Raw genomic sequence first — 17,166 nt, forward strand, 5'->3', positions numbered from 1 at the left:
ACAGCGCTATAGGAAGATTAACACTCTTTTTGCGCATGATTGCACTACTTTTCAAACTCGAATTGAGGCTGCGCTTATTCGTTCTGTGAATTTATCTTGAGCTGAACAAGCCTGTATTGAGGTATATGCTATTTTCTTACTTTCTTTAGAAACATCGTTTAGATGTTTTTTTACGAATTCATTGCTATCTATGTATGTTTTCACTCCGATTTTAATGCTGATGCTACCACGTAAAAGAATTGAATTGGTTTCGATGAAATTAAGCACTCAAGGTGGATGAGTGCTGTTTGCTCATGCGACAACAAAACTATCTTCATATGCATAAACAATGTGAAGACAGAGCGGCTATTGCGAGTTTTTGAGGCTTTTTTCTGCTCTGGTAATTGAACATACGTGTTCCGCTTTTCACCGTAAAGGGTAGTTCGTGTACTTCGTGGATGTTTTACTTCTGATGAAAGGTGTTTGCACATCGTCGCCTTCTTTCACACCATGCTCAACTTTGGCTAGTTTTTTATTATTTTTGAAGTAGAATAGTGGGTTAGCTAAATGAGCTTTACTAAGGACAGTGAAATCACCCTCCACCTCTGTAGCAGGTAAATTGCACAGTCACTGATGTATTTGTTCTTAATAGGGGCGAATTTTAAACACTTAGGTCGTTACTTAATGTGTTTGCTTCCGCACCGCTAAAAGCTGAATTTTTATTAAGTGAGTAAGGTCATTTGCCCGAGTTCTAAACAAGTTCGTGTGATGATTGACTCGCTTAAAATAATAGAAGATGTTTCAACAGGATTTTGTGCTAATGACTAGCCACTTAACTTCACCGCGCTCTTTATCTAAATTGTATTGGATTATGCCATATTTGCGCATGCTAATCGGTATTATTGCTTTGATGTCACTTCCTGCGTACGCGAGTGCCGATACATTGCAACCCGTCACATTAACTTGGACTGAGAATGTGTACGCTGATTCGTATAAATTGGTACGTAAAGATGGGGCAATAGATTCTTTAGCACAATATGTTGAAATTCCCGAGGTCATCACGGGCGATGAGTATACCGATTCGACCACTTTGTTGTCGAAAATTTATACCTATAAAATTGTCGCGTGCTTGACGCATCCTGATTCGAAAGCCCGCCTTTGCGATAGTGTGGGTGAATACAGCGCACCCTTAGAAGTTAAGCCTGGTTCGGCAGATAAATTTGATTTTTCGGCTCACGGTGGGGCACCGGTTTCACACAGTGCCATTAACGCTACCACTGTTTCTGACTTTTTTGGCGCGATAAATGGTCAGGCAAGCGTAAGCGGCGGTGCTGCGTCGTATCAGATCCCTATTGTTATTCCGCCAGGGCGAAAAGGCATGCAACCCGCTGTGTCGGTGAGCTATAGCAGTCGAGCGGGAAATGGTCTTGTTGGTGTTGGTTGGAATCTTAATGCGGGTAGCAGCATTAGTCGTTGTAGTTCAACTATGGCACAAGATGGCACGAATCGAGCTATCAAATTTGATGGTGGCGATAAACTTTGCTTCGAGGGGCAGCGTTTAGTGCCAATAGACGGCAATTATGGTCAAACGGGCACGACTTATACTACGGAAATCGACAGCTTTGTAACGGTAACGCAGTATGGCCGTCTGTCTGATAGCACTGCATATTTTACGGTCGCCCTTCCTAATGGTAACACTCGAATTTATGGGCAATCTAATCAAGCCCGCATAACCCCGACTGGCGCGTATACGCCGTTAACATGGCTGATTGAAAAAGAAAGCGACTTACACGCTAACAATATTAAGTACCATTATTCAAACGATTATAGTGATGGAGAGATTCTACTCTCTTACATAACGTATACAGGGTATAACAATAATGATGGCAGCCGTAAGGTTCGCTTTATTTATGAAAATGCGGGATATTACTCCACCCAGTATCTCGCTGGAGCTAAAACCCGCAGTACTCAGCGACTTCAAGCTATCGAGACATTCTATGCGTCTACGAAAGTTCGCGAATACAATTTTTCTTATACGCTAAGCGAATCATCGACTCGCCCACTTCTTAAAAGCGTCACAGAATGTGGTTACAAAGGGGGAGCCAGCTTGTGTAGTGAGCCAACCTCATTTTCGTGGACTGACGAGTTCCCACTTTTCGTTACTGAATTAGTGACTAAAAACGACGGATCGGACATTTTACCGCGAGGAACGACTGGCAAAGCCGCATATCTTAAAAATTTGCACATAACGGCAGATTTTGATGGTAACGGAGTAAGAGATTGGCATTATAAAAGATCGAATAGCGATACGAACGTGTTGACGCACTTTAATGCTGAAGGCGAGGTTGTTGAGCAGAAATATTTAGAGACTTATACCAATTGTTACAAAGACCAGTGGACACATCAAAGTACCTGCTTTGAAGCGGATTTCAACATCGATGGTATCTCTGATGCATTCAGAATATTAAGCGACGGAACGCTACAGATTGGGTATACCCTCAACAAATCTACGATAACGTTTAAAAATGCTGGGTTTAATGTGTATTCGAAGGGGAGTGAAACCCACTGGAATAACGTCACGAATGTTAGCGATTATAATGGTGACGGATATCCAGATTTTATTATAAAAAGTGGAAGTAGTAGTCAGTACAGTTTGTATTTGTACTTACACAAAGGAGATAATAGCGGTACACCGTATAACGGAACGCCAATCCATTTACTTACTATAAATGGGAACGCAACAAAACGCGGGGCTGAGTTTGACACCAATGTACAATTTGTTGGTGACATGAACGGTGACGGCATGGGGGATTTTACCATTTATGGTAAGCGTTACTTCAGGCAAATTCCCACACATCTCTCTCTTCTGCTAACAGAAAAGTCGGGCAATAGTATTACTCTGAAAGAGAAAGATATTTTCTTCAGTAAAAGTAGTGATTCGCCTTTAATTAAATTTCAAGATTATACAACGCTGATAGATGTTAATGGCGACGGGTTATCAGACTGGGTTGGTTTCATTGATAATGATGATACGCTGAGCGTAAAACTGAACAAAGGTGATGGTAACTTTGATGCAGCGCAAGACTTAGGCATCAGTTTAGAGAGTCGAACAATACCGCTAACCACTAAATCTAACCTTGAACCTGAGTACGGCTGGGAACCCAAATTCAGTGAGACATTTCAACAAATGGATGTTAACGGCGACGGGCGTTCTGAGTTACTTATGCCCGATTATATCGCGGTTGGTGCGTGCGCAAAAGTTAGAGAGTGGAAAACAGCGTCTTTTTGGGAAAATGCCACCAAGTGCGGTGCGGCATTGAGCGCCCCCTACGCTACGGGGCAATATTCTACCGCAACGCTTTCACCAGAAGTGGATAGAAATGTTTATCAGTTTAAAGCGCTAGGGTTTAAAGAAGATGCGCAAGGAAACGTTAAGGGCTACTTCATTACTAAGAGTGACAAGCCACGATTTGACTTAAAGGCCACACGTGCCTTAAACGTATCTACCGATGCGTTTGGTAAAGGATTGCACGATATCGTATTCGCGTACGGTTGTTACGACAGTGGGTGTTCAATGCAGGGAGGCGCTGCTCCTGCGCCATTCAATAATAACGAAGACCGAATTTTTGTAAGTAAAAATTACGGTGCAACCACAACCACGTCTCCGAGCAAAGGCGACTATCAACCTGTGGATCTTATGGTTGCTGCTAACAATGGCATTGGCATGCGCAGCGAGTGGAAGTACCGTCCGCTTTCAAGCCAATCAGAAGGTGATGATTTTTATAATCCAGGGCGCGATGAAAATGGATTTGTCGATGAACATCATTTTAATTTTGCCTCGAGCATGTATGTGGTGTCTAGACACCTGTCATCAAACGGCGTGGGTAGTCAAAATACTACAGCGTATCAATATTCTGGTGCTGTTTATAATACGCAGGGACGAGGTTTTAGAGGCTTTAGATCTATTCTTGAGAAAGATTTGGCGAGCCAAGTTTCAACAAGAACCTTGTTTAAGCAAAAATTCCCAGAGAGCTCTCATATTGAGTCACAGACAGTATTTGCTTCTACTGCCTTAACTGATTGGTCGTGTAAAACTGCATCGAGCGCATGCCCGATAATTAGCCGTACAGAAAATAGCTGGAGCGATAACCCGCATCACAATCTGCCGGGAGTCTATTTGTACTACATGACGCGTAGCGATGCCAAAACCTATGATATCTCATCACGCGAGCTGGTTAGTCATAAGCTGCATCAGGTAATGTCGGTTGATAAGTTTAATAACGTAGAAAAAGCCAACGTTACGATAAAAGATGAATTAGGTGAATATGCCACGACTACCTACGGTGATTATCAACAAGCGTCGCGTAGCTGGCCAAGTCGTTACAACAGCAAAACGCAGGTAAAACATAAGGTGAAGGGACAGGCAATCTCTGTACCGGCTGAACTGAATTATGACAAAGTAGTAAAAACACAGGCGAGTTGGAATGAGACAACGCGCGTGCTAGAAACACAAAAGGTCTGGCATGGTGAAACGAGCGGAGAAGGCACTCAGTTAACCCCTCAAACCCTCGCTGCAACTACCACGACAACATACAATATGTATGGTTTACCCACTAAGGTCAGCACGACAGGGAATGTGTACGTAAAAAACACCGCGTCAACTCAAAGCCAGCGCCGTTTAGTTACTACAACCTATACCAACGATGGGCAGAATGAAAGCGCCGATGGGTATTTTCCATTAAGAGTTATTCAAGAAAATGGGCCAATAGACTTGGTCACACAAGTACGCACCGATCCTGCGACGGGGTTACCCAAATCTGAAACAGCCCCCACAGGTGCAGTAACCATTACCCATTACGATGCGCTGGCTCGCCCAGTGAAAATTGAGGCCACCGGCTTCCCAGCGCAACTTATCGCTTACCAAAAACCTGATTTCAATGCACCTAGCCTTGCTGTAATGCAAACAGTGTTGACTCAGGCTGGTGTGCCTGAAACAAAGGAATATAAAGATGTACTAGGGCGTAGTATTCGTACAGCGACTAAGCATTTTGACGATGTGCAGTACATTTTTAATGATGTGATATATAACCCACGAGGGTTAGTGGCTAAAGAGTCTGCTCCGTATTTAAGTGGTGCTTCTCCGATATTTACAACCTATAGCGGGTTTGATGCTTTGGGGCGTCCTACCAGCAAAGAGACCCCTCAAACACGGGGACGTTTACAGACAACGTACTCGTACAACAAATTAAACACAGCTATTACCGTCGAGCCGACGGTGGGCCAAAGATTATCAATGTCTCGCGCTTATAACTCACTTGAGCAGCTGGTTAGAACCGTAGATGCGTCGGGGGGCGTGACGCAGTATGCTTATGATGGTGCTGGCAATCCAATTATTATTAAAGATGCAAAAAACAACGATATACAAGCTAAGTACGATGGGCTTGGTCGTAAAGTGTATGTAAAAGACCCTAATCAAGGAACAACACACTTTACGTATAATGATTTTGGAGAGCTTGAAAAAGAGCTCGATGCAAATAACCAGAGTATTTATTACGAAGTAGATGCGCTTGGACGCGTTGTCGAACGCGGCACAAGTACCGGTGAGGTCGCGACTTTCGTTTGGGATACAAAACAACCTAGCTTACTCACAAAGCAATCTGTGTCTGGGCATAGTACCGAGTATGATTACGATGAAGCGGCACGTGTTATTTCAACTACCGTAAGGGTTAACACGCCTAAAGGGGGGGAAACATTCACGACATACAATACCTACGACAATAATCTAGGTCGGCCTTTGTCGTTGGAATATCCAGCATTTGGTAATCATAGCGAAGGGATTAAAATAGAGTATCTCTATAACGACGCAGGGTATTTAACCACGGAAAGAAACGCAGAGAGCCATTTTGAGTATCGTACAGTTACGGCACAAGACGCTTTTGGCAATATTGCCGAAGCGCGCATAAATAATGCTTCTCTCAAAGGCACTTATAATTATCATGCTGCTTCTGGGCAAATGTTGTCTACTCAGGTAGGCCAAGATCACAATTTGACTTATGTTGAGTACGATAGCTACGGAAATCTGAAAGAGCAACGCAATAGTAGCTATGGAATGCCAAACGTGACTGAAACGTTTACTTACGACGCACTCCATCGCTTAACACGTTCTTCTGTTTCAGGAAGTGGTATTTCTGATTTTGCTACAGAATACGGCTATGATGCCGTGGGTAACATGCTGAAAAAAAGCGATTACTCAGCAATTAGCAATGGTGCGTATGAGTATAAAACAGGCACTAACCAACTGAATAAGGTTAGGTTAAAGTCGGGTTCAACAATTAGCTTTACGTACGATAGTAAAGGGAACCAAACTCATCGCAATGGCGCTCAAGAAGTATGGTACAACCCGTTTAATAAACCGACCAAAATCACGAAAGGTGGGAGCAATATTCAGCTGTATTATGGCGCTGATTTAGCACGCTATAAGCAAACGCGCGTTGTCGACGGGAAAACCACCACCACCTATTACATTGGTAAGCACTTCGAAGTCGAAGAAACTGGCGGTAAACGAAACTATAAGAGTTACATCTCAGATATTGCCATTATTACTGAATACGACGGCGGCGGCAGCAACATTTTGTTTACGCACCGCGACCGTTTGGGCAGTGCGGTTACCATGACCGATCATTTAAATGAAGTAAGATCACGTCGCTTCTACGATCCATTCGGTAAACCCCGTAATGGCGATTGGTCTACCCTGACTAATGCTCAAATTGCCCTAAATACCTTAGACGAACGCCCCGACGTGCGCCGCGGCTTCACCGATCACGAACACTTGGACGAAGCCGAACTTATCCATATGAACGGGCGGGTGTATGATTATAACGTTGGTAGGTTTATGTCGGTTGATCCATTAGTGCATGGCGGATCGCAAGGTATCAACCCCTATTCCTACATGCTGAATAATCCACTGTCAGGAACCGACCCTACTGGATATTCTCCAGAAGATGAGGTCAAGAAAACGGTCACTGTTACCAAAACAGGGAGCCGTATTAAGCACAAGGTTGAAGTAAGTGCTAAGTCAAATGGAAGTGGTGGTGCTACAGTTACATTTAGTGGTAGCAATGGAGCCGCAGTAAACTCCGTTAAAAACTCTGTTTCAAATTCGTTATCCGGGGCTGGGTATAACGTTTCAGATATTGGATCGCAAGGCGAGATTGCTAAAAATAATTCGCAATTTGGTACTGAAAGGGCACGAAATCAGACTGTTTCAAATGATATACAGGATCAGAATGAAGCAGAAAAGCCCAAAGACAAGCTCTCATTACAAGATCAAGCTGCTGTTAATGCACTGACGAAAGCAAATGAGTTGTCTGTTAAAGAAAACTTAGAATATGGTGGTTTAATTTACAGAAAGAAAGATGGAACTTATGGCTACACTGAGCCAATGAAGGGTACTGATCAAGGATTTTCACCATCAAAGGCGAGGAAACTTGTACCTAAAGGAGCAAAAGTTCTAGGAGATTATCACACACATGGTGATTATTCGACTTATGACTGGGATACAAAAAGGGCTATTCGAACAGGTGATCCCAAAAGAGATGACTTTAGGTCGGATTATTTCTCTGAAAATGACTACAAAGGGATACGTCACGATTCTAAAGGAGGTCCAAGGTATAGAGGGTACCTAGGTACCCCGAGTGGCACATTTAGAGCTTACGACCCCACGAACGATAAGGAGTATATTATCAAATGAAATACTTAATATGTTTTCTCGTACTCCCTGTTTTCTTTTCAATGCAAATTGGAGCTGGAGAATTAATGAAAGACGCAATTAGTTTGGATAAGGAGACTTCTAAGGGGTTAAGGCTATCATTTGAAACACTATCAGAATTGGGTATCGATACTGACTTTAACGTCCAGATTATTAATAAGCCTCACGAGTATGTTTATATATTTGTCGAAACAGATGCAACAAATCATGACCGTGGCAATACCACGGACGGTATAATGATTGAAATGCGTTATTCAAAAGAGACAGGTAAAATCATTCATCAATTTGTTAGATAGAAATATATCGGATTAACAAAGCCCGCATCAATCAGCGGGCTTTGTAGTCTTAGGCAGCCAGCTCGTTCTCATTAGTGATTTGTTGCGTGGCTTCCTGCTGTGCCTCTTGTTCAGCAATGTACTCACTGGCCATGGCTTTGTGTTTATTGTTGCTCATGCAGCGGGCTAGGGTCTTCAGGCGTGTGGCCATGTCCGGTGTTTGCCCCTTGTCGGCATGACCGCTGTGGGCATCCAACTCTTGGCCATTGACGAACCAATGGCAGTTGTCTTTGTGACGACTTCCAGCCACATAGGATGCGGCTCTGTCCATAGCGGTGGTATACAACACAAAGGTATCACCATCGACGGTTGCCCCTTGGCTTGAGTACACTGTACAGGCATAGGCTTGTACCAGTTGCAGTCTGCCTTGTTCATCGGAATAATCCGACTGATAAAAGCTCACCGTGCGACCGCTATCGAGCTTGACCGTAAAACGAATATCATCCTGAAGTTGTAACACCTGAGTGAGGGTGCCTTGCTCGCCGTTGGTGAAATCCCTTTTGTAATCGTTTTTGGTAAAGCGCACCCGCTCACCTTTTGAAAACGCAAAATACAGACTCTGATTGGAGACTACGCATTCAATCAGAATGTTTTCTGTGCCCAGTTTTCCTTGCTCCTGATAGACCTTGCGCACCAAGTTAACTGTGCCTGGTTCATAGGGCCTTTCGTAAGCCTGTTATGATTCACTAATTATCAACACAGAAGAAAACAGTCGCTTCAGGCTTTATTGGCCGCTTTGGCATTGCTTGCCTTATGTTTTAAAAAAATGAGGCAGTCAATACGCCCATGGCAAAGCCAATGGCCACACCGGCGATGAACAAGCGGTTGGGGGAGACGATTTTACCTTTTCCCCAATGTGTTGTTGTTGGTTTGTTCAGTGTTTTCCATGCTTTATGCATTGCTGCCTCCTTATAAACGGGTAAAACTAAATTTTAATGACTGTTTCGCTTGTTTAGTCGGTCATTAATATATGAGCCTGTTAGCCCTACACTTACCGCAATCATGGCAACGGGAAACCATACCGGTGCTGTTGCTCCCGTCACGGCGACAGCAACCCCCATTCCAACTACCGCTAAATTGCCACTAATGGCGGTTTCTTGACTTACGCCACCACTAATTTGGTGACATTCCGTTATTGATATGTCATGCATATATCGTCCTTAATCATGTATTTTTCTGTTTTGAGCTTACTATGTGCAGATGAAGTGGCTACGCCTTAATGTGTACCTCAACATGTGCCTCAAATTGCACCTTAATGTGCGCTACAAAGCTTAAGCCAATGGCTACTAATAGAAACTGTACTAAGGGCCTGATTATTTGTATTAGGGTTCGAAGCCAGTATTGTTTTATTGTTGAGGTTGCCATTAAAAGAAAATTCGTACTTTATTCGTTTTCGTAGCACCGTAAAGGAAAGTGGTGCTTTAACAATGTTTCTCGATTAAACGAAAAAAGTAAAACCAGTACGGTAAACATTACGCCTAAAGCGCCAAATGAATACGTAAACGCTATAAGTGCCAGTGCTCCCAGTATGGCTGGGACGCCTGCTGCGTAAAGAAAATGTGCTTCTATTAATTTGCCGCAGCTTAAGCAGGGCGTGCCCTCAAATAGCTTTTCTGTATCTACACTGTTATTCCCACATTCAGGGCATCTTCTTAATACTCTTGCCATAGTATCTCTGGTTAACCTATGTAGGCCGCTTTGATTATGTAATCTATCGGGTTACGTTTTACGTGGTAAATACATGTTACTATTTCTAGTGCATGTTGCGTGTATGCTTGGCAGACTCCTCATTTTTTGTTGAGCAACAATTCTACGACACTGCCTATACTCACAATCAATATTACCGCCCATAATGGGATCCCCATTAATGCAGAGCTAATTGCTATTACGATAACGGCAAGCAAACTTGCATTTTTCTTCATGGTAAACGCTTGCACACATTGTTTTTAATCGTGTATTTTCCTGTTCTGAGCTTACTATGTGCAGATGAAGTGGCTACGCCTTAATGTGTACCTCAACATGTGCCTCAAATTGCACTTTAATGTGCGCTACAAAGCATACGCCAATGGCTGCTAATAGAAACTGTACTAAGGGCGTGATTATTTGGATTAGGTTTTTTGAAGGTGGGCGTTTTGCTTAGCGTTGTGGTGACGATAACAGAGAAGATAGTGACATCTTCTCTGTTTAATTACGTTGCTTGGGCGGTTATTTCAAACGCTTTTATTGCTACGGTGTAATAACCGGATCTGCAACAATGGTGTAGTTAGACAAGCCGTAGTCATCGGCTACCCACGCAAAGCTCGTGAAAATATGATAGGTATTGTTGGCATAATAGCCGATTTCATCCCAATCGTATTTCGCGTTAGTGTAATCAGACCCTTCAATTACACCGGTAAACTTGAAGATATCGCCGTTATGAGGGTTCTTTACTGTTGATGTGTAAGGCACGCTTACAGATGAGAAATCAACTTGAATACGCGCAAGCATAACACCGTACGCAGGAACATTTGTGCCAATGGATTGCTTGAGGGTTTTCTGCGTACTTTGCTCTGATGTGCCGCCAATGGTTGTTGAGGCGCTAAAGGTCTCAGAAAAGTTGAAGCTAATAGAACCGCTATTTTCTACCGTGCTCGGCACGCCCACTTTGTAGCCTTGGGTTAAGGTTACCCCAGCGGTAACTGACAATCCGAGTGTTTCAGTCCAGCTGTCAGATTCCTTCAGACCATAGCTGTACCACACCTCTGTGCTGCCGTACTGGTCAAGGCTTGAGTTGTTTTTCATCAGGCTTTCACCGAAAAAGTTTTTCTTTTCGTTTACTTTTTCAGAGATGCGATCCCAATGAATCGTGACATCAATTTCTTCTAAGTCTAGGCGCTTCGCCGTACAAGGATAAATGCTCCAAATCGTTGAGGAACCAGCGGTGCCTGCAAAACCAATAACAGAACGTTCACTCACATTAACGGAGCGTTCCACTGATTTGTACCAGCCATTTCCACCACCAAATACGATATCGCGGGTGTCATTGTTTGCCGTGTCTTTAAGATTTAATTTGATACGAGAGATGTTGCCGTCGCGCTTTTTATAAAAGCGGTATCCTTGAATGTATTCAGTGTTTCCGAATACTTTACGGTATCCATTGCCACTGGTGTTGCCTACGGTTTCATCATCTGCATAAAGATACTCAATTTTGATGCCTTTTAGCTGTTCAGAGCCACTGTAAGTGGTAATGGCTGTAATTTTATCGCCTGGCACACGTTTGGTTGCGTAGCTATCACATAAATTAAAATCGCTGCCCTTTGAGGTTTTGCCGTAACCATAATGGGGCTGATACAACAACTCTCCGCCATTTTCAGGTGTATTGAAATATTCGTCTAAGATGTTGTTTGCAGATGCATGTTGAGCGCTCAAAAGCAGTGCAGACATAATGGCAATTTTTTTCATTGCTTGCTCCATAAGGTGTATTTGATAGATCGCATCCTTGAAAAATCCGTTTCTATCTTTCTTTGTTTTAAGTGAAGTTGATGGAATATCATCAGGTTAATATTTTAACCCTATTTGGGCGAGATATACAGAGATTTGGGGTAAAAATAAACTCTAATTAACAACGTGCGCGTGGGCTGGCGGTATGTATTAAAAAAGAGGGTGTTGTGAGATGATTAAAGGGAAATGCGAGTGCGTGTTGATACTGAAGAGAAGACTGCCTGCCATTGCGTAATGACGATTACAGGCAGTCCTCTGCTACTTATTGCTCTGTTTTTGAATGTGTTAGGTCAGGCTTCGTTAACTTTTGCACTGAAATTGGAGCAAAGATGTTCACGCGGCTCCCATCCATTTTTTGACATTGCCATTCTGTAAGTAGTGGCTCGCCTGTGGAATACACTCTGGTTTGTCCGGATTCATCGATGTGTAACAGCGTGTCATCAGCGCTAGCGATATGACAGTGTTGAAAGTAGGACGCATCCCAAACGATTGAAGAGGGTTCTGTTACTTTAATTTTATCTGGTTCCCATTGAATCAGCCCTTTCATATCGATGAGCAAGTTAGCTTGCACATAACTACCGCACTGGCTCGAACGACAAGCTTTGACTCTAAAGTCATGAACTCCGGCGACGTTCAAAGGCAGTGTTGTGTTAAGGCCTGTGAACAACGTGTGATAGGTTTTTGTTTGTGGATCGACAAAATTAAAGGCCCCTTCAGAGGCTTGAGGTGTTAGTTCACGCCATTCAGTTTGATTAAACCTATGTTCTATCACGTACCCGTACGCAGAGGTAACGGGTGTCCAAGACAGGCTAGCCATAAATCTATTTTTATCAAATTGAACATCCAGTGAAAGCGGTGACGGTACAATCTCAGCATGTTGCTCCAAATACCCTGATGCTGGGCACGAAGCATGGCCTGCACAATGTAAGCGGAAAATATGCATGCCCGCAGGTAAGTTGGCTCTGTATTCTGTGTTTGAACCAGAATAAAGTGTTTTCCAGTTTTGGCCTGTTTGCCTGGTCTCAACATGGTACGGTTGGTTGGCAGGCTTAAACTCACTCCAACTTAAGTCAGCATAGGTGAAGTAAGTAGAGATCGGAGCATAAAACCATAAGTCTGGTCGTTGATTCGACAAGGTAATTGGGTTTGAAGTTATCCATAGCCCTTCACACCCCGATGATCGACACGCTTTAACTCTGAACTGATACGTGGCAATGCTTGGGTTTTCTATCACCTTGTGGGTTTGAGCGAATAAATGATATCCCTTGTAGTGTAAACTGTTGTCGTTGCTGTCAGGTGAGAATGCTCGCCACCCCGTTCCATTGATATTTTGTTCTACGAGATACCCTTTTGCTGCGACGGTTTTAGACCATGCGATGCCAAAGCGGCGCGTATCAGGGTTGTAATTTGCACTGACCCAATCTGGTGTTCTTGACACAATTAAGTCGGCATATTGGTAGCCTGTAGGACACTCTGGTAATGTGCCACACGCAATTCTGAAGCGATACTGACCACTAGATAGTGGAAAGCCTGCTGGCTTTACCAAGGCGCTATCAAAGGCTAATTGTGTGCCTTTGTATAAGGTTTTCCATGTGTTTGAACCTGCATGTAGCTTGGTATATTCAAGCGTGTACTGTTGCCCTTCTCGTTTAAATGGTGTCCAGCTTAGTTTGTTATGCCCAGTGTAACTAGACAGCCAACTTGTTAATACAGGTACGTCTTGTCCTACGTGGGTCCCTTTGTACATTTGTGCGTCATCAAGTGTAAATTCAGCAGTTCCTTCACCTATTAAGCGAATGTAATAGCGCACAAATTTAATTGGCTCAGACTCATCCAAGTAAAGCGTTGAAAAGGCTGATATTGTTTTTTCTAAATCGGCTTCGCTTACGACGGTTCTGGAGCCTTCTATACGAATGTCTCCATTTAAATAGTATGCAGCAGCATAAATACTTAACGTATTACCAGCAGATAGGCTGCGTAAATTGAGTAGCCCTTTTATGGTAAAACCATTCATTCTCGTTGTGTTGCCCAGAGGGTAGTAGAGCTCTAAATATCCCCAGTTTTGCAAGGTTACATTGAGTGAATGGCTACCGTTTATCGGATCGCGATTACTGATTTCACTAAACCCTCCGCCCTCAGATACAAAAAATTGCGTGCTCCCTGACTCAAACCCTTGGTCAGGTAGAATGGGAGTTAATCCTCTGACCGAGAGAGATTTAGATGTTCTTGTTGTGCCGCAGGCCGATTGTACGCAACGCTTAACCCGGTATTTCAGGTCAAGTGAGGCGTTACTGCGCTTGAGGTATTGCGTAACGCTTGTCGCCCGTGCTGTACGTAATGTTGATTGCGGTACAAGTTGATTATTCAGATTGACTGACGTCTCTGAGCCAGTGTGTAGCGCGCCCTCATAATCGTTAGATGTATGATAGGTAAGGGTTTCTTCTGGCTCAACAATTTGCCATGTTTGCCCTTCGTCTGCACTTTGTTCTACTACATGCCCTTGTGGAACGCCTTTGTCTTCCCATTGTAAGGCTACACGGCTCGACTTTTGTTCAAAATACGAATTAATAAATGTTGGAGGAGTTACTACTGCTGTTGATGCTACCAAGTAACCTTCCTGTGGACACGATGCCAACCCGTTACAATGAAGGCGAAAGGTATATTGCCCCGGTGTTAACGGCGTGTTCGGAATGTATTCAGCTGAATGGCCAGAATATAAGGTCTGCCATGGGGTATCATTTAGTTTGTATTCAAGTGTGTACCCTTGATCTGAAAAATGTGTCCAGTACACCCTAACATTGCCTGATTCGCTTTTTGCAGGAGCATGGATTTGTGTCTCTGATGTAAGCACTGGCTCATTGATCAGATGAATGACATTAGGCAACCATGCTTGTTGAGCATGCGCCATAGGTGTAAGTACAGCGACACACAGCCACAATAGACAGCGTGAAGTGAGCGACGCGATGTTGGCGCGCGTCAAGCACCTGAATAGTAACTTCATAATTTTGCGCTAGTTAAATAATGCGATGGTTTTGATTAGCTCAATGCCAAACTGACACTCGTTGGCGCTGTCTATATGAATAGGCTTGTTCAGCGCAATAGCCGTGGTAAGCAATACGTAATTTCCACGACCACGCTCGCTGCCGATATCCAAAATCCAAACTGGCTTATCAGGCTCTGTCACACACGCCAATTGGCTCGAAGTTTTTGGTTCTTTTTGTGTGATATACGCGTAGGTTTCTTCTACTTTCACTTCGCTGATGGTAACAGCATGTGAAAACGTGGCTGCGAATAGTGAGTTTAGTAAAATGAATTTACGCATTAGAGTGAATCGATTTTGAGTTGACATACACCGTTACCGCAAGCGCCGTTATTAGTAAGAGAAAGCTTGTAGAGATTACCTTTGCCTGAAGATGAGACGTTGACGCAACGATTATTATGAAAAATGGATTTAAATACGTAGTACCCAACAGTTTCCTCAGTCTTGTATAGCCAAGGTTCATTAGAGGGTTTTACCTTATCATGCGGATAACCTACATACTTTGTTCCTGTGCAGTCAATGTCAGAGTAATGAATGGAACTTACTTTGATATCATTATGCGAGATCCGCTTGGGTGTGAAAGACGGCTGACCGTCGGCATAAATCCAATCGCCTGTAGCATCATCTATTTCAATCAACGTACCAACTCGGGTGGTACCGTCGGCTTGATAGATGCCAACAAGGCTCCCTTTTGTTGCGTAAACAGAGTCAGCGCCCAGTAGCAAGTTTATGCTTTGTGCACGTTCAAACCCTTCTTTGTCTGCGCAATCGTTCGCGCTTACAACGTCAAACTGGGTTTCTTTTGCCAGCGCGGTCACCAGTAGCGAATACATTGCACGGCCAGATTCAGAGCTCAATGAAACTGTCCACATATCGTTGTTTTCAGCGCGAACACATGAAGGCGATGGCGTGTTTTTGGGGGAAGTTGAAGAGAAGTAAACTGTACTTCCATCTACCTTAAGATAATCAATCCCACCCGCAATGGCTGGGATGTGCGTTGCCATAAGCAGCGCCGCTGTAAAAGAAAGAATGTATTGCTTCATAAAATGCTACCTAGTCAAAAAGTGTCTGCCAGCGCAATGTGGGTTGCCGGTTAAGTCCATTGTGTAAAATGATGTCGATAAATGAACGGTTAGTGGGTATCTACTTTTAGTAAGCAAACGCCCTGTCCGCAAACACCATTGGACGTTTTTGTCAGTCTGTAAAAACTACCAGAGTACGCCTGATTATAAGACAAGCAACTTCCGTTACTTACAGAGCGGTAAGAATAATTGCCTTTGCTTCCTGAGCGACTGTATACCCATGGTTCAGAAGTACTTTTCACTCTAGATTGACTAGCGCTTGTGTATGCACTTCCTGTGCAATTTAACCCAGAGTAAAAAATTGCCACCTCATAGATACCTGACCGGCTAATGCGTTTAGGTTTGTCTGAGGCGATGTTGTCTGCGTAGTACCAATCGCTCGTTTCTTGATCTACATATAACAGTGTTCCAACTCGAGTTACGCCGTCTGCTTGATAGACACCAATGCCGTCGCCCTTATTCGACGACACTTCACCCAATAAAAGATTAATACTTTGGGCGCGCTCAAAGCCGTCAGCGTCTGCACAATCGTTAGCACTGATGACGTCAAATTGGGTTTCTTTTGCTAATGCCGTTACAAGCAGTGAGTACATTGCTCTGCCTGATTCAGAGGTGAGTGATGTAGTCCAATAATCGCTATTTTCAGGTGCAACGCATGCAGGTGATGTGCTGGCTTTGGCTGTTGAAGAAGAGAAGTACACGGTATTCCCGTCAACCTTAAGATAATCAATCACACCTGCTTGAGAATTGAAGGTGAATAGGGCGGCAAACGAAAACGCCATTGTCCGTAATATAAACTGCATAATACGACCTTTCGTTAAACAACGAATTAATTCAATAAGTTATAGAGTGTGCCGCATGCTGACTTGCATGAAGCGGTTGAACCATTTACAAAATGGCCCGGGATTGTATCCTTTTTGTTCAATTTTTTAAATAGGCAAATCACTATTCAATGTTGCTTGTTTGCCATTTCTGTTTGCGCGTCTTTTGACGTTTATCAGACCCAGATATTAAACGCCAAACCGTTTCACGCTGCACATAAAGCAACCGGGAATGGCATTGTGAATATGTAGGTACTGAATCGTATTGTTCTGAAAAAGCGCGTGGATAGCTGAAACTACCTCTTTTCCTGTACTCAGGCTGGCATTGATAAGCATGCCGCCTTCACTATAGCCGCGCACTGAAAGTTGACGATGATGCAAAAATGCTGGAATAGCATTAGGTACGGGCGACGCTGCGACAGCGTTTTCTCTGATAAAAATAGGGCCTGAAGCATAATATGGGGAGGGCATTTGATGATGAGTAAAATGCACCGCTAAAACGCGCTCGCCAATACCAGCATCTTGCAATGAAACACGGCAAGGGTAACCTGGCGTCGTATCGGCTTTTAACCATGTGAATTTGTTAGCCGCCCTCTCAATGACTTCATCAATCGAAAGCGTAATTGGGGTGATTTGAAATTGTATTTGCATGCTTCTTCCT

At 43.5% G+C, this 17,166-nt stretch carries 13 protein-coding genes; 2 read left to right on the top strand and 11 right to left on the bottom strand.

Annotated features, from left to right (window positions below; translation table 11 throughout):
* Window positions 1-799: 799 nt before the first annotated feature.
* Both OE749_RS08030 and OE749_RS08035 read left to right on the top strand, forming a co-directional pair.
* On the top strand, window positions 800-7,729 hold the full coding sequence (locus OE749_RS08030; protein ID WP_263711919.1) for a DUF4329 domain-containing protein: 6,930 nt from the start codon (window positions 800-802) through the stop codon (window positions 7,727-7,729).
* 65 nt (window positions 7,730-7,794) lie between these two features.
* Entirely contained in the window at window positions 7,795-8,043 is a 249-nt protein-coding gene (locus tag OE749_RS08035) for a hypothetical protein (protein WP_263711920.1), read from the top strand.
* Window positions 8,044-8,092: 49 nt separating this feature from the next.
* Here the strand turns inward: OE749_RS08035 and OE749_RS08040 are convergent, their stop codons facing one another.
* The 11 genes from OE749_RS08040 to OE749_RS08090 form a co-directional block, all read right to left on the bottom strand.
* Window positions 8,093-8,719 (bottom strand): hypothetical protein, encoded by a 627-nt coding sequence (locus tag OE749_RS08040; RefSeq protein WP_263711921.1) that lies wholly within the window; start codon window positions 8,717-8,719, stop codon window positions 8,093-8,095.
* A gap of 121 nt (window positions 8,720-8,840) precedes the next feature.
* Window positions 8,841-8,981 (bottom strand): hypothetical protein, encoded by a 141-nt coding sequence (locus OE749_RS08045; protein WP_263711922.1) that lies wholly within the window; start codon window positions 8,979-8,981, stop codon window positions 8,841-8,843.
* A 33-nt stretch (window positions 8,982-9,014) separates the two neighbouring features.
* Window positions 9,015-9,233, bottom strand: coding sequence for a hypothetical protein (locus tag OE749_RS08050; protein ID WP_263711923.1), 219 nt, complete (start codon window positions 9,231-9,233; stop codon window positions 9,015-9,017).
* A gap of 232 nt (window positions 9,234-9,465) precedes the next feature.
* Window positions 9,466-9,750, bottom strand: a complete 285-nt coding sequence (locus OE749_RS08055; protein ID WP_263711924.1) for a hypothetical protein — start codon at window positions 9,748-9,750, stop codon at window positions 9,466-9,468.
* Between the two features lie 119 nt (window positions 9,751-9,869).
* Window positions 9,870-10,004, bottom strand: coding sequence for a hypothetical protein (locus tag OE749_RS08060; protein WP_263711925.1), 135 nt, complete (start codon window positions 10,002-10,004; stop codon window positions 9,870-9,872).
* 304 nt (window positions 10,005-10,308) lie between these two features.
* Window positions 10,309-11,523, bottom strand: a complete 1,215-nt coding sequence (locus OE749_RS08065) for a hypothetical protein (RefSeq protein ID WP_263711926.1) — start codon at window positions 11,521-11,523, stop codon at window positions 10,309-10,311.
* A 301-nt stretch (window positions 11,524-11,824) separates the two neighbouring features.
* Window positions 11,825-14,563: a hypothetical protein gene (locus OE749_RS08070; protein ID WP_263711927.1), complete on the bottom strand. Its 2,739-nt coding sequence runs from the start codon at window positions 14,561-14,563 to the stop codon at window positions 11,825-11,827.
* Window positions 14,564-14,572: 9 nt separating this feature from the next.
* Window positions 14,573-14,884 carry a hypothetical protein gene (locus OE749_RS08075; RefSeq protein ID WP_263711928.1) on the bottom strand — a complete coding sequence of 104 codons (312 nt, stop codon included), beginning with the start codon at window positions 14,882-14,884 and terminating at the stop codon, window positions 14,573-14,575.
* Window positions 14,884-15,645 carry a hypothetical protein gene (locus OE749_RS08080; RefSeq protein WP_263711929.1) on the bottom strand — a complete coding sequence of 254 codons (762 nt, stop codon included), beginning with the start codon at window positions 15,643-15,645 and terminating at the stop codon, window positions 14,884-14,886. The genes OE749_RS08075 and OE749_RS08080 overlap by 1 nt, the downstream gene beginning before the upstream one ends.
* An 89-nt stretch (window positions 15,646-15,734) precedes the next feature.
* Window positions 15,735-16,487, bottom strand: coding sequence for a hypothetical protein (locus OE749_RS08085; RefSeq protein WP_263711930.1), 753 nt, complete (start codon window positions 16,485-16,487; stop codon window positions 15,735-15,737).
* Between the two features lie 207 nt (window positions 16,488-16,694).
* Entirely contained in the window at window positions 16,695-17,156 is a 462-nt protein-coding gene (locus OE749_RS08090) for a DUF1203 domain-containing protein (protein WP_263711931.1), read from the bottom strand.
* Window positions 17,157-17,166: the final 10 nt, after the last annotated feature.

This window comes from Fluctibacter corallii, assembly GCF_025751585.1.
GTDB classification, from domain to species: Bacteria; Pseudomonadota; Gammaproteobacteria; order Enterobacterales; family Alteromonadaceae; genus Fluctibacter_A; species Fluctibacter_A corallii.